Annotated in this window: 11 protein-coding genes; 4 read left to right on the plus strand and 7 right to left on the minus strand. The window is 59.3% G+C overall.

The annotated features are described in order from the left end of the window. Window positions 1-31: 31 nt before the first annotated feature. Both QTL56_RS11975 and QTL56_RS11980 read left to right on the plus strand, forming a co-directional pair. Window positions 32-2,347: an exopolysaccharide transport family protein gene (locus QTL56_RS11975; protein ID WP_245137870.1), complete on the plus strand. Its 2,316-nt coding sequence runs from the start codon at window positions 32-34 to the stop codon at window positions 2,345-2,347. An 11-nt stretch (window positions 2,348-2,358) separates the two neighbouring features. Then, window positions 2,359-3,291 carry a glycosyltransferase family 2 protein gene (locus QTL56_RS11980; RefSeq protein WP_245137871.1) on the plus strand — a complete coding sequence of 311 codons (933 nt, stop codon included), beginning with the start codon at window positions 2,359-2,361 and terminating at the stop codon, window positions 3,289-3,291. 95 nt (window positions 3,292-3,386) lie between these two features. On the opposite strand, the gene QTL56_RS11985 is transcribed toward QTL56_RS11980, so the two are convergent. The 5 genes from QTL56_RS11985 to QTL56_RS12005 all read right to left on the minus strand — a co-directional run bounded on the left by QTL56_RS11985 (window position 3,387) and on the right by QTL56_RS12005 (window position 9,624). After that, a complete protein-coding gene (locus QTL56_RS11985) occupies window positions 3,387-4,190 on the minus strand; it encodes a methyltransferase, TIGR04325 family (RefSeq protein WP_245137872.1) in 804 nt (267 codons plus the stop codon). A gap of 46 nt (window positions 4,191-4,236) precedes the next feature. Further along, on the minus strand, window positions 4,237-5,721 hold the full coding sequence (locus QTL56_RS11990) for an oligosaccharide flippase family protein (protein ID WP_245137873.1): 1,485 nt from the start codon (window positions 5,719-5,721) through the stop codon (window positions 4,237-4,239). Between the two features lie 393 nt (window positions 5,722-6,114). Beyond that, window positions 6,115-6,789 (minus strand): sugar transferase, encoded by a 675-nt coding sequence (locus QTL56_RS11995; protein ID WP_229576130.1) that lies wholly within the window; start codon window positions 6,787-6,789, stop codon window positions 6,115-6,117. Between the two features lie 222 nt (window positions 6,790-7,011). Beyond that, window positions 7,012-8,394 carry a hypothetical protein gene (locus QTL56_RS12000; protein WP_245137874.1) on the minus strand — a complete coding sequence of 461 codons (1,383 nt, stop codon included), beginning with the start codon at window positions 8,392-8,394 and terminating at the stop codon, window positions 7,012-7,014. 57 nt (window positions 8,395-8,451) lie between these two features. Next, the gene (locus QTL56_RS12005) at window positions 8,452-9,624 is read right to left on the minus strand and encodes a glycosyltransferase (RefSeq protein ID WP_245137875.1); all 1,173 of its coding nucleotides are present in this window, start codon (window positions 9,622-9,624) and stop codon (window positions 8,452-8,454) included. Window positions 9,625-9,844: 220 nt separating this feature from the next. On the opposite strand from QTL56_RS12005, the gene QTL56_RS12010 reads away from it, so the two are divergent. Further along, window positions 9,845-10,795, plus strand: a complete 951-nt coding sequence (locus QTL56_RS12010; RefSeq protein WP_245137876.1) for a glycosyltransferase family 8 protein — start codon at window positions 9,845-9,847, stop codon at window positions 10,793-10,795. Between the two features lie 71 nt (window positions 10,796-10,866). Continuing rightward, on the plus strand, window positions 10,867-12,243 hold the full coding sequence (locus tag QTL56_RS12015) for a glycosyl hydrolase (protein ID WP_245137877.1): 1,377 nt from the start codon (window positions 10,867-10,869) through the stop codon (window positions 12,241-12,243). A gap of 139 nt (window positions 12,244-12,382) precedes the next feature. Here the strand turns inward: QTL56_RS12015 and QTL56_RS12020 are convergent, their stop codons facing one another. Next, window positions 12,383-13,117, minus strand: coding sequence for a response regulator transcription factor (locus QTL56_RS12020; protein ID WP_229576135.1), 735 nt, complete (start codon window positions 13,115-13,117; stop codon window positions 12,383-12,385). Window positions 13,118-13,389: 272 nt separating this feature from the next. Further along, a complete protein-coding gene (locus tag QTL56_RS12025) occupies window positions 13,390-14,136 on the minus strand; it encodes a Crp/Fnr family transcriptional regulator (protein ID WP_229576136.1) in 747 nt (248 codons plus the stop codon). Window positions 14,137-14,290: the final 154 nt, after the last annotated feature.

Consider the following 14,290-nt stretch of genomic DNA (forward strand, 5'->3'; position numbering starts at 1 on the left):
CGGATCCTGAGCCTTGGAAAGGATAGAGCAGATGGCAGTCCACGAGCTTGCAACGATCGACGGTCTTCCCGCCCCCGACAGGTCGGAAGCGATGAGATCGGAGGCCGTATCGTTCCGCGACCTGGTCAACTTCCTGCGTCGCAACGCGCGGCTCATGGCGCTGTCGACCGTAGTTGGGCTTTTGCTCGGCGTCATCTACATCGCGAAGACTCCATCCAGCTACGAGGCCCATGCGCGTCTCGTCATCGACCCGGAGCAGAGCCGCATTCTGTCCCAGGACGCGACCACCGGCACGGTTATCATCGAGTCGGCGGAAATCGCCAGCCAGGTGGAGATCGTCAAGTCGGAGGCAATTGCCGCCGACGTCATTGACAGACTGGGTCTCCTGAATGACCCGGAGATCGTCAGCACCTCGTCCTTGTACGGATCCTTCCGTCGGAATCTGGCATTGGCCATCGATTTCGTCTCTGGCGGCAGTGGGCCCGATGAGACGCCGCAAACGGACGAGGAACGCATGCGGCGAACCATGGAGGGTTTTCTGTCACGTGTGTCGGTGCGCCGCGTCGGCCAATCCTATGTTCTTGAAATCGGCTATCGATCAGGAAATCCCGAGAAGGCGGCCGTGACCGCCAATGCTCTTGCCGAAGCCTATATCCGCAATGGCATGAACGATCGTGCCGCCGCTGCCAAACAAGGCGCGCTCTGGCTGGAAGGGCGCCTCATGGAGGTCGGCCGGAAGGCACGCGAAGCGGCCCTTGCCGCCGAGGAGTATCGGAACCAGCACGACATCACTGCCATGGCGAACGCCACGACGCTCGATCAGCAACAGCTCTCCGAGGTCAGCAGCCAGATGCTGGCTGCACGAGCCGCAACGGCAGATGCTTCGGCGAAACTGTCGACGCTCACCAGCATGATCCAGAATGACTCGACCGATGCAAGCCTGCCGGAACTCGTGGACAATCAACAGCTGATGAAGCTGCGCGAGGAAATGCGCCTCGCGGAAACGCGCCTCGCCGGGCTGAAGGAACGCTACAGCGCTGGAAATCCGGCCATCACGGCGGCGGCGGCCGACATTGCCAGGATCCAGTCCAGCCTCGTCGACGAACTGCGTCAGGTCGAGGCGCTGTATCGCTCGAACCTCGAAATCGCCAGAAGCAGGGAGGCATTGGCCGAGCAGCAGTTTGCCAGTGCCAACCGCCAGGGTGCGGACAAGAACATCGCACGCGTCGAGCTGGCCGAGATCGAAAGCCGCGCAAGCACCTACCGGCAGATATACGAGAGCATACTGCAACAGTTTGTCGGCGCCTTTCAGACCCAGTCCTTCCCGCTCGGAAAGGCCCGCATCGTTACGCCGGCAACCGAGCCGCTGAGCCGCACCTGGCCAAAACCCTCCGTGCTCCTGCCCTTTTCAATGGTTCTGGGCATGTCCTTCGGCCTGCTCGCGGCCGTCAGCCGTCACGTGCTGGATCGGCGTGCAGGGTCGGGAGAACGCCTCCAGCGGGAACTCGGCCTCGCATCGCTGGGGCATGTTCCGATCTACCGGCAGAATGGCCGAGCAGGCGTCGACACGGAAAACCTCCCGGCAACCCTATTGCCGCTCAGAGCGGTTCTGGACACACCATATTCGCCCTTCTCGGAGGCTTTGCGAGGCGTGAAGAACTCGCTCGACTCTCTGATACCGGCGGACGGCTCGATGGTGGTCGGCATCACCTCCGTCGGCAGCGGTGAAGGAAAGACGACGATTGCCACCAATCTCGCACAGCTCTTCCAGAATGAGGAGCAATCGGTACTGTTGGTCGATGCGGACTTCGTTTCGGCGAGGTTGACACGGCTGGCCTACAACGCAGCGCCGGACTTTGCGATCAAACCGATCGCAGCCACAATGCTGGGCGAGCAGTCGGAGGGCGCCACAGTATCGCGGCTCCCTCGCTCGCCGCGCCATCCGGAAAGGGTCGTGATCGATCACGATCCCGACTATGGCTCCGAAGAGAGCGCCGTTCCGGTTCCCTTGTTGACGGTGGAGCAGACGCGCCGCATGGCCGTCGCTCCTTATCGCTACGGGCACCTGTCCGCACTCAAGGAGGCCCTGGCGAAGCTGAGGACGCAATACAAGCTGATCATCGTCGACATGTCCGGCTTCGAGGAATCGGCCGACGCACGGGCGATCTGCTCACATGTCGATGGCATCATCCTGGTGATCGGCAACAGCCGGAAACTGACCATCGAACGTCTGGCAGACGCGCTCAAATCCTTCGGCCGCTCGCGGATCTCGTTGCTCGGCGTAATCTCGAACCGCAGCAGTTCAGGCTCGGGACGTCGATCCTCCTTCAGGGGCATGTTGGGATAAATGTGCAAACGATGAAGCCCAGGTCGCTGCCTCCACTCAACAATGCAACGCTCTTTCCCGCATTGACCATAGTCGTCGGCATACCGAGTTCCGGACGTCGGGAGATCGTTTCCGCCGTCATTCCCGATCTGGCGCGCCAGAACAGAAAACCGGATCAACTGTTGATCTGCGCACCTGCATCTGACGATGTCGATATGGCGGCATTGGCCAACCTGCCCTTCCCTGTCCAGTTTATAAAGTCGGAACCTGGCCTCTGCCGCCAACGCAACGCCATCATCGACGCGGTTCCAAACGCTGACATCATCCTGTTCCTCGACGACGACTTTCTGCTCGCACCCACCTACATTGCCGAGCTGGAGAGGCTGTTCTTGCGAAATCCAGATGTCGATGTCACGACCGGGACCGTGCTTGCCGATGGCGCGACAGGTCCGGGAATTCCTGTCGATGAGGGGCTGGCGCTCTTGCGCGATGCGCATACGCCCGCTGAAAACCTTTCCATACGCGAGACCTATAGCGGCTACGGATGCAACATGGCCGTCCGCATGTCGACGGTGCATATCTGCAGGCTGCGCTTCGACGAGAAATTGCCCTTCTATGGCTGGCTTGAGGACGTCGACTTCAGCCGCGTTGTCTCCCGCTTCGGCCGCGTCGTCGTTTCCCCCCACCTGCTCGGCGTGCATCTGGGAACAAAGACCGGCCGAATGTCCGGCCTGCGCCTCGGATATTCGCAGATCGCCAACCCGATTTACCTCGTCGGCAAGCGGTCGATGACCTGGCGTCACGCGCTCACTCAGATGACGAGGAACCTCGCCTCCAACGCGATCCGAGTCTGGCGTCCGGAACCATGGGTCGATCGGCTGGGTAGGCTGACGGGAAACCTCCTTGCGATCAGCGATTTCCTCAGGGGACGATTGTCACCCCAGAACATCCAAGGCATTGACTGAGGATAGGCGCAGCCTTGCTTCGACCGAAGCAACGAACGCGGCACCAGCGTCTATCTGCAGCCGCGGGTTTCGCCAATGCTGTGAGCCCGCGGCATTCAGGTCCCACGAGGTGTCAGCCTGAAATAAAAACCGGCACTTTCACTTGCTCCGATCTCCGGATGCGTGTCGATGAGATGCGACAGCGCCGGAATGGACCAGCGATCGATCTGCTCATAGCCGAGCCTCTGAAGATCCTGCACGAAGCTTGCTTCGTCGCGCATCTGATAGGGCACATAGGCATTTCCGATACGCTCGAGCGTGACGACAGGTTTGCCGTCCCGACGGAAAGACACCTTGTTCAGCAGCAGATGAGGGGGCAGTCGGGGAAGGTCCGAGAGAAGGCTCGACAGCGGTCGATCCAGATATTGCATCAAACCGGATCCGAGGAACACCGGAAGCGCGGGGGCTGCCGACAGATCGTCGATGAAGCGCAGCTGCGTTATCCCCTCCTGCGCCGCGCGGCGACGCCCGGCTTCGGCGATCTCGGGCAATTCATAGATCACCCACGGGTAACTGTCTGACAGACCGAGAAGCCCACGAAAGGCGCGAAACTTTGTACCCATATGTCCACCGGCATCCACGAGCCCCTCGGCTTCGTCGCGCAGCCGAGCCAGCCAGAAAAGCACCGGATAGTCCCACGGAGCGACCTTGCACATTTCGTCGAAGGAGACCGGTGCTACCTCCTGATGATTGTAGCCGGCAAGCCTGCCGGCCTTGTGGGCAGCAGCATTCGCTTCCTCGAACGAGCGATATGCGCCTGTAAATCGGCGGGGCAGTGGCGACAGATAACGCAGCCTGCCACCAAGTGCCCTTGCCGGCTTCACAGCCTGACCAAGCGCGGATTCAAGGTTACGAAACACGGTGCGGGCAATCCTTTTGACTAGGGCCGCCCAGCGCCCCATTCCTTCATACTCTGTTTGCAACATGCTCAATGCCGTCACCCCAGTTTATCGTTCCAGCAGGCAGAAACCTGCGCGAGATCTTGTAGAGCAGAGCGATCGTGGCGCCGTAGGCGAGACAACCGGCCAGCATCTGCAGGATATTGAAAGGCAGACCACCCTCGATCGAATGCGTTCCCACCTTGCCCAGCAAAACGACGACACAGGCCATCGCAACCGATCCCAAAAGGGGTAGCAGGCAGCCTCTCAGGACGCTGCGCCACTGGACGGCTCCGTATCGGCTCTGCAGCCAGGCGGAAACGTGGAAGGAGAAGACAGCCGCGATCAACTGCCCGGCGGCTGCGGCCACCACACCCAGCGGCGAGAAGACCAGGATGAGCCCCACGGCGACCAGACTGTTGACGAGGATCGCCGTCGGAACCTTGCGGATGGCGTCGCCAAGCGACAGCAAAGGCTCGGTCACATAACCAGGGACGAGCAGGATCTGCTTGATGGAAAGCAGGCTGACCAGGATCGCTGCCGGAGCCCATCCGGCGCCGAGCAAGATGTCAACCAGCGTGCCGGACATCAGGGCGAGGCCGAGGTAGATCGGAGCCGAGATCACCATAAGCAGGATGACGAAACCGGTCGCCTTGCGGCCAAGTGCGGGGGACGCACCTTTTCCTCCGGAGGCAACTCCCCCATCGGTCATCGCAACTTTCCGAAACGAGCTCCAGGCGATCTGCCGTGCCGGCTCTGCGACAATATCGGAGAAAGCGGAAACGATGCGTTCTGCCGCACGATAATAGCCAGCATCCGCAAGGCCAAGCACGCTACCGACGACCAGCGTGCCCGAATAGGCCCGGATGAGAACGAGAGCCCGATTGTAGGTGATATGTTTCGAAAACTCGAAGAGTTCGCGAAGGAAGACAAGCTTGATCTTGAGCGCAGGAAGCCATTTCAGAACAGCCAGCGATGCGACCATGCCGACCACCTGGCTTACGAGCTTTCCAGCCGCCAGGGCATAGATATTCCAGCCATGGAGCAGACCGTAGATGGCGACGATCATTGCGCAGCATTCAGCCGCAATACGAATGATGCTGAGTTCCTTCAGCCGCGCGTCCGCAATCAGCATGCCCTCACAGACGGACGAAAACGGCGTCGGCAGCAACCAGAAACTGAAAATGACGACGAGCCAGGCCTCGGCTTTGAGATCGAACTGAATATCAAGGATTGCTGCCGCGCTGAGACCGACGACGGTTGCCCCCATGCCCGCAATCAGGGCCACGGTGGCAATCTGATCGAGCCGCCCGGCTTCATGCGTCGTCTTCATGACGAATTCCCGCCAACCGCCCTCCGCCACGACGACAAGCAGGGTAACCAGGGCAGCTGTGTAGGAGAAGAGCCCGAATTCGGCCGAGTTCAGCACCCTCGCCGCAATGATGAAGGTCGCAAGTTGGCTGACCTGCATGACCACTTTGGCGGTGAACGTCCACATGGCGCTGCTGAACATGGTCTGGCCATCACGCCTCCATCGCCCGAGAAGGCCATCTCGGGTAAGCCACGTGCAAGCCTTTGCGAATATTCCTGCCATCGGCATTCCTGCCTTATTCATCTTCTACGTTGTGCTGAGTGGAAATGCGTTTCGGGTTCCCTCTCGCGGCGTTGAGGATCGGGGATTACTTTAGATTTTGTTAACCATTCTGCGGTGTAATTCAGGTTTTAAAGGAAGCCCGGACGGTTCAGGCGCTCTCGTAACTGTCCTTAGGATTCTTCAAGTCACGGCGCTGGCGAGAGGCACATCAATGAGCGAGATTGCTTTGAGACTTCAACTCAGATGGCTCGTCCTTCTCTTTTGCCTGAGCTTTTGGGTGGCTGTCGCCTACTGGGCACTCTGACCGCGGTTTCAACGGTCGTTTCGAGCGAAGAGAACGACGATGATCGTCTTCATGATGATCGACAGATCCGTGCGCATCGAACATGATTTGTAGTATTCGACATCGAACTGGATACGTTCCTCGTAGGACGTGTCCGGCCGCCGCGAGACCTGCCAGAGCCCGGTGAGGCCGGGCGTCATGGCAAGATAGCAGTTCAGGTTCGGACCGTATCGGTCAAGTTCGTCAGCAACGATCGGACGCGGCCCAACGATGCTCATGTCCCCTGCGAGGATATTGAAAAGCTGCGGCAATTCGTCAAAACTCGTGATCCTCAGCAGCTTGCCGAGCCAATGGATGCGGGGGTCGTTCTTGAGCTTCTGACTGTTTTCCCATTCCTGCCGCCGCTCCGCATCGGTCTCCAGGAGCTCGGCCAGAACCTTGTCGGCATCTTTGCGCATGCTGCGAAATTTCAGGCAGGAAAACGACCGCCCACCGCGACCAATTCTCTTATGGCGGAAAATGATCGGTCGGCCATCGATGAGCAGCAGGGCGATTGCGATGACCACCAGAGCAGGCAACAGGAACAGCGCTGCCAGCAGCGAGAAGACAATGTCGAACACGCGTTTCAGGCTCCACCGCGAGATCTCCGGCGGCGCCACGAGCTCAGCATCACGCTGGGCAAAATTGTCTGAATACAGCGACATTCCCTGTCCTTTCGATACCCATAGGCTGCCTTCCAAACTGCTGGGAAGCAATTGATCCAGGCAGGCAACGGTTAGGCCGATAGGGGTAGATCCGCCGCCGATCCTCGGCCGAAAAGGCGAACGCGGCGGACAATGTCGCTCGTCCGGGCCATCGGCAGGTCTGGGTTGGGGAAAAGAAATCGAACTCGGAGCGCAGACCAGTGGTCTCAGCGGTTCGGACCGTCAGGCCGGCTCGGCTGCCGGGCCCCTGACACCGCGAGGAACCGCACTTCGCAGTCCCGCCATGATGAAGAAGACCAGCCCAAGGTCCACGGTTGAGCCGGAAATCAGCGCGCCAACGATCAGGCAAAGACACCCATTTCGAGCCGCGAGCCCGACATCGGCCTCATATGTTCGCGGCGTCCCGCGCGGCATGAGAATCCCGGTCAGCAGGAACAGCAGGAAGAACAGCGTTCCCGGCACGCCGACATTCGACAGCAAGGCGACGGCAAAGGACGAGGTTCTGACCGTGCCCAGGCCGACCCCCAGACCATAGGAATCGAAGAAATTCGAAATCCCGGACGCGTTCCAGCTTCCCCGCTCGAGAGCCGACAGGGACGTCGGTTTGCTGAGGATGATCACATCGATGAAATTATAGACCAGCTGATAGACGTCACGGCTCAGGACCAGCACGAAAATGAAGAGCAGTGCCGCAATCGGGAAAGCCAGGACCACCGCAAGGCTGGCCCGCGTCCCGGTGGGACCACCGCATCGGAAGAGGCTTGTGGCATAGAGTATGGCCAGACAGACCGGCAGGCCCGCGATCCCACCAGACGATGTGGAGCGAACGATCAGGATGCAGGATGCGATGAATAGATACCCGCTGACCTTGTTGTGCCGACCACAAATCCACAAAGTCCCGCAATAGCCGATCACCGCCATGCTGGCGCCGGCAAAGGCCGACGCCTCCGGCCACGAGCCGATGATGCGTCGCATGCCGGCCACCAGTTCGTCCGCATGAAACGTGTAGGAGGCATTCCGAATATAGGCGAAGAGACCCTCGATAGGCGTACCGGGGCTGATCAGATCCGCGATCCCGAAAAATACATTGGCCGCACCGAAGCCCATCAATCCGATCGCCACATGCCGGAAACCCTTTGGTGTCGAAGCAACCGCCAGGATCAGAGTGAAGGTCACGAGGTCCGCGAAGAGATAGACCGCCTGGGTGAAATTGCCGCTGACCGGGCCGAGAGGAATGGTGCCATTGATGCCGGCGCCAGCCTGTGGACCGAGCGGCACGATGGTCATCGTATCCTGCAACAGGCGCGGAGCAAAGTAGCCGGCGAGCACGCCATAGAGCACCAGCAAGACCAGCCAGGCGAATGGCTGGGACCGAAGGGCACGATCGACCGTAGAACTCGGATTGCCGTGCAGCATCAGCGTCGAGAGCAGAAGGAGACCGAGAAAGAGGTGGCCTGGCTGGATACCCGTCGAGCCAAGTAGAAGCGCTGCGGCACCGCCGAGCACCGGAAAGATGGAGAAGGCGATGACCGTCGGACCGCTACCCCGCAGGAGGCAGAACACGCCGACCAGCAGTGTCACTATGCCGATAGGCTCAACACCCATCCACGCCCCCTCGATTGCGGCAGAGAATGATCTCCGGCAGGAATACCCGTCCGACGATCACGCCAGTGTCTTCACAGTTTGCACTGCGGCTGTCGCCGTTTGCAACTCCGCCCCCTCGCGCAGGATATCGTGGCTGATCCGGACATGGTTGTGAATGTACTCGTCTGCCCCCAGCCCGCCGGGCCCCATGCGTCCCTGCGCGCGGACCGCCATCTTGCAAGCCTCTTCGGGGCAATCGCGAACATGGAGCAACGCGTCCAGCAAGGCAGGTCGATCGCCTGGAGGAACGTAGATGATCTCCTTGTCGGAGAAATAGTGCCGCAATCCGCCGGTATCCGAGGCGATGACCGGAACACCGGCGAGAACCGCTTCCTCAATGGCCGTGATCCCGCTGGCATGCAGGTTTTCCTGCAAGGGGACGCAGACGACGCTGGCAGCGTCGAACCCGTCGGTCAGTTCCCGGGTCGATTTCGCCAGGCGGACTTCGACATTGGGAATGCCCGCGACCACCCGCCTGGGCACGGTACCGGAGAGGATGGTCAGTGCAAAATCAGGCTGCCCTCTCACCACGTCGACCAGCGTCCTCCAGTCCCGATGCCTGTCATTGCCGATCGCCAGGATTTTCATCGGCTTCTGGTGGCGCACCCTAGGCGCGACCGTCGTCTCCGCCGGGATCCCGAAGGAAACGAGACGCAGATCGGAATCGGGAAACAACGTGTCTGCAACCTGCATATTGGCAGGCGACAAGAAGGTCAGGACGTCGACCCGCTTGATCAGGAAGGAATACAGGTACCGCTTCGGCGCGGAGAGCATGTTCCAGGAATCGAAGAGCCAGACCGTCTGCCCGATGATCTTCGTTCGGATGCCCCTGAGCCTCGCCACGGCTGCGACAGCCAGATACTGGGATTCCGTATGGGTCCAGATGACGTCTGCATTCTCGAATTCATGCCGCTGGCGCCAAGCATGCACGAAGTCAAACCCCAGCAGCAACCTGAGGCCATAGCGGAGCATCTTGCCAGCAAGCGTCTCGCGGTGAGCCTTTGAAAATGAAACGGTGCAACCGAGCGCGTTCGCCCGCCCATAACCATAGGGCGTGTCGTCATTGATCCCGACAAGACTTCCGTCCGCAAAGCCCGCTTTCCAGCGACCGGCATCCTTGTTTTCCGCGAGATGAATAAAGACCCGAAGCTTTGCATTGGACGTCTGGAGATCGACATGACTGACTGACATCGAGCTCACCCGAAGCAAGAATGGAACAAACTTGGCCGCCCGAACGAATATGACATGACCCATCCGGGCTGCTGCCCGTGAGACCCGTCTGAAGTGAAGCCGCACGGTGGCTGTTGTTCTGCTTAACACGGCCCGCCTGACGGGAAAACTCTCCTATCGGTCATTGCCGGGGCGCTTGATAGCCTGTACTTTTGGATGAGGTGGACAAGGGGATTTCGACTTGAATATCCAGTGCATTGTCTATGTGACTGACGAAAACTATTTCTTCCCCACAGCTGTCTCGGCACGCCAGGCCAGAGATGCGGCTTCCTCGTCGACAGACGTCGTCATCGTATTGACAGAGCGCTTCAGCCACAGGGATGAAGCGGAAGAATTCTGCAAGTCATGCGGCATCATCTTGCTCGATTGCTCGCAATTCCTGGCCGGAAGATTCGACAAAGTTGACCGGCGGGAATTCGGGGCTCGCATCAGCATCGCGGCAATGGGCCGCCTCCTCCTTTCCGATCTGCTTCCCGAACACTATCGCCAGGTCATCTATATCGACAGTGACACGCAGATTGTCGGTGACCTCGCCGCGCTGGAGGAGGTGGAAGTCCCCAGGGGCAAGGTTCTTGCCGCATTGGACTACATGTCCATCATGGAGGCCGCCCGCACGGGGAAACCACAGAGCTATTTCAATTCCGGTGTTCTGAAATTCGATCCCACAGACTGGATCGGCCCTGCGGCCTTTCAGTATTTCAGCGAACACGGGGGCCATCTTCATGATCAGGGCGCGCTGAACACTGTCGCGGGTGACGCCACGATCGTCATGTCCAACCGGTGGAACTTCCCGAGACAGTTTCTCCATCTTGCCGAGGAATACCCGACAATCATTCACTTCGCATCCCATCCCAAGCCGTGGGATGGGGTATACTTTCCATGCTCGCGCCGAGAGACCGTCGTCTACGAACAGACCTTGAAAGCCTATCCATCTCTCGGACCTTTCGTCCGAAAGGTCTCTCTGCCCAGACGTTTGGCGTATCGCCTGCGCTCGATTAGGGACCGAATAGCCAATTATCTGCCCTTGCCGCGACGTGGTACAGATCCGAAGGCCATTCGACGCGTGGTTTGCGACTGGCGCGCCGACCAGACAGCGCTATCGCCTTCCCGCCATGTCGATGCGCCAGTCTAGCCACAGGACGTAGGTCGAGACGTCGGGGTGGCTGGCCCGGCTGGCGGATCTGCGAGCGAGGAGAGCACTGGATGACGAATGCAAGAGACACGAAGCCCGGATATCTCCGGACGGTCGCCAAGCTGGCGGCGGGTGTCATTCTGACGATTGGCGGGACGCCCACGGTGCCTGCGGCAGCCGGCGAAGTCCTGGCCCGGCCCACCGCCACCTTCTTGGACAGCATCGGGGTGGTCTCCACCTTCGAGGACCGAGGACAGCCATATGAGAAAACGCTTGAAATGCTCCGCTTCGGCGGCTTTCGGTGGCTCCGCGGCGGAATTGAAGGTCTGAGGGAGGACGGCCCCCTGAAGATCGACAGCTTCTTGCGTCTGCACAAGGAAGCGGGCGTAAAGATCAGTTGGGGGCTTGGTAGTGGAATTGGCGACCTCGATCGCCTGCTGTCGACGGGGCGCATCCTGGCCGAGGCCGGCGCTCTCCTCGCCTTCGAGGGCAACAACGAGCCGAACAACTGGCCAGTCACCTACAAGGGGCGTGAGGGCGGTGGTCGGGCATCCTGGCTGCCGGTGGCCGAACTCCATGCCGATCTCTACCGCGCTGTCAAAAGCGACCCTGTGCTGGCCGACTACCCGGTATGGTCGGTTTCCGAACCTGGCGCCCAGACGGACAATGCCGGCCTGCAATTTCTGGAGATCCCTGAAAATGCAGGTACCTTGATGCCATCAGGCACCCGGTTTGCCGACTACGCCAACGTCCACAATTACCTTTATCACCCGAATGTGCCGGACCCGGCAGACAACAAGAGCTGGGATGCAGCCGATCCCACGAGTGCCACATCGGTCGATGGCCTCTTTGGCAACTTCGGCAGGACATGGGCCAATCGGCACAAGGGATACCCTGAAGCGGCCCTGGCAGACCTCCCACGCGTGACGACCGAGACGGGTGTGGCAATCAAGGGTGCGGTGGATGAAGCCATGCAGGGTGTCAATCTGGTCAACCTCTACCTGTCTCAATTCTCGCGAGGATACAGCTACACCTCGGTCTATATCCTGCGTGACCGCACGGACGAGCAGGGAGCCCAGACCTATGGCTTCTTCCGACCGGACTTCACCCCGAGGCTGGCAGCCGACTACCTGCGCAATCTCACCCGAATCCTTGCCGATTCCGGTCGCCGGGAAGCACCGGACCGACTCGATTACGAGATCAGCCCGCAACCTGCGACAGTCCATGACCTGCTGCTACAGCACAGTGACGGCGCCTTCCAGCTGGTCATCTGGGGGGAAGCCCTGGTGGGCGAGAGCAAGGTTCAGGTCACCTTCCGCGAGAAGGCGAAGCAGGTCGAACTATACGATGCCATCAAGGGCAGCACGCCAATTGAGACATGGACAGACACATCGCAAATCGAACTCGGCGTGAGCGACCATCCCCTGGTGCTTAAACTCGTGTTCTGATGCTGGTAGCCGACCTGATCGGGAGGAAGGCTGACCAAGTAAAAAAGAGCCCGGCATCCTCAAGGGTGGCGGGCTCCGATATCTGATCTACGCTGACCGCTTCTCCGTCAGCGAGGAGGGGACATTTTTGTGGCGTCAGCTACTTCAGCTTGAAGGCAACTTGCGTACGGTTGGTGACATTCAGCTTCTTCATGATGTTGCGGATATGCACTTTCACCGTGCTTTCGCAGAGGTTCATTTCATAGGCGATGATCTTGTTCGCCTTGCCGCGACGCAGGGACTCGGCGACTTCGATTTCGCGTGGAGTGAAACCTTCATGCAGGTAGCTTGATCCCTTGACCACCGAGTTCAGCGCCTCGCGGTTGGCAAGAAGGCTGCTTGCGGGAATGAAGACCCCGCCCGCACGGGCTAGCGAGATCGCCTCTGCCGCAACGCTGATGTTCACGCTCGTTGGGATATAGCCGCGTGCACCGCAATCGATCGCCTTCAGGATGTCTCCGAGATCGTCTGAGTCGGCGATCACGATGACCGGGCTCAGCTTGAAGGCTGCTGTCACGGTTTCGATCTTTTCGGACGCAACCGTCTCGGAGGAATTGGTGCCCGCCAGGACGAGCAGGATGGCCGACGGATCGGCAGGAAACTGGCGTTTGCGCCATTCTTCGACGGTCCCGACTGCAGCAATCTGCATCGTCGGGTCATAGCCCGAAAGACTGCGAGAGAGACACTCGCGATCCAGCACTCGGCTGTCGAGAATGAGAATATACTCGCCTGACTTGCCCTCGCCCTCCTGGCTGCCCGTCAGCGAACTTATGTAATCGATGTCGGCCTTTGTGACCTTATTGTTATTCGTTGAGGTCGACGCATAGGTACCCATTTCATACCCCTCACTCTGATTTTCCGAGCCGCACGGCGTCTCGAAGTCAAAAAAACCCCGCCCCGAAAGGAGCCCACACTGTCATGTCTAAATTTCCTAAGATTACAGGGGTAAAGTTTCACGGATTTATTAGGAGTGCATTAACCTACGTTAAGTCGCCCCCAAAGAAGCCATAATTCACCCATTTATGGTCGATCAGGGCGGATTTTGGACAGCCGTTAGGCCGAATAATGCCGATTCTTGGTCCAAATTGAGGCCTTGGGAATCAGCAATCAAGACTGATGGATGTCCTGGAAGCCAGCGGTCTCGCTACCATCAGCAAGATAGCTTGGATCGAAATCGACCATTTCGATCAGTTTTCGCCGATTCAGAAACTCGACGATTCCGTTGCGGAAAGAGAGCAGTCCGCCCAGACGCATCTCCTTGAGGACGCGATTGACGTGAACGGTCGAAAGGCCAAGGGCGTCGCCGATCTCCGATTGCTTCAACGGGCATTCGAACCCATCCAGCCCGGGCCGCGCGGAATTGCCGGCACGAATGGCGAGCTCCAGCAGCAAGTGCCCGGTGCGACCAAAAGCATCGCGCCGCCCGATGCTGGCGAGGCGTTCTGCGATACGCGCGTGGCGCTTCATCAGTTCGATTGTCATGATCAGCGGCAGTTGCGATCCACCATCGCCGCCGGAACCAGCCATATGGCCTTGGAATTCATAGCAGTTGACGTCGGAGACGGCATGGACCGTCTCATGCGACATACTCGTTGAGGCCGACGAAAGAACATCTCCATGCAGGAAGAAGTCGGTCACGATGCGAGTACCGTTCAACATCGTCTTGCTCGATATCGTCCAGCCGTTCTCAATGAACAAGACACGTGACAGAGGGCTCTCGACGTCGAAGATCGTGGTGCCTGCAGGAAAGTGGCGCAGAACGGCGCGACTGGGTCGAGCACCGGATTTCCGATGTTCCTGCGCCATTGCTTGGCCTAGGTTAAGTTGATCATCGAACCGCATCAGCTTGCTCACATGTCCGCACCTCACGAACTAACACTTTATTAACACAATTACTTCTCGGGGTAATCATATTCATTCTGAATTCTGCCAATGTGATTACCCGTTTAGGTTAAGATGACGTCCGAGATAATGTTCCATGGCGCCAGCGCTGGCTGAAAAGCCAAGA

Source organism: Peteryoungia algae (assembly GCF_030369675.1).
GTDB classification, from domain to species: Bacteria; Pseudomonadota; Alphaproteobacteria; order Rhizobiales; family Rhizobiaceae; genus Allorhizobium; species Allorhizobium algae.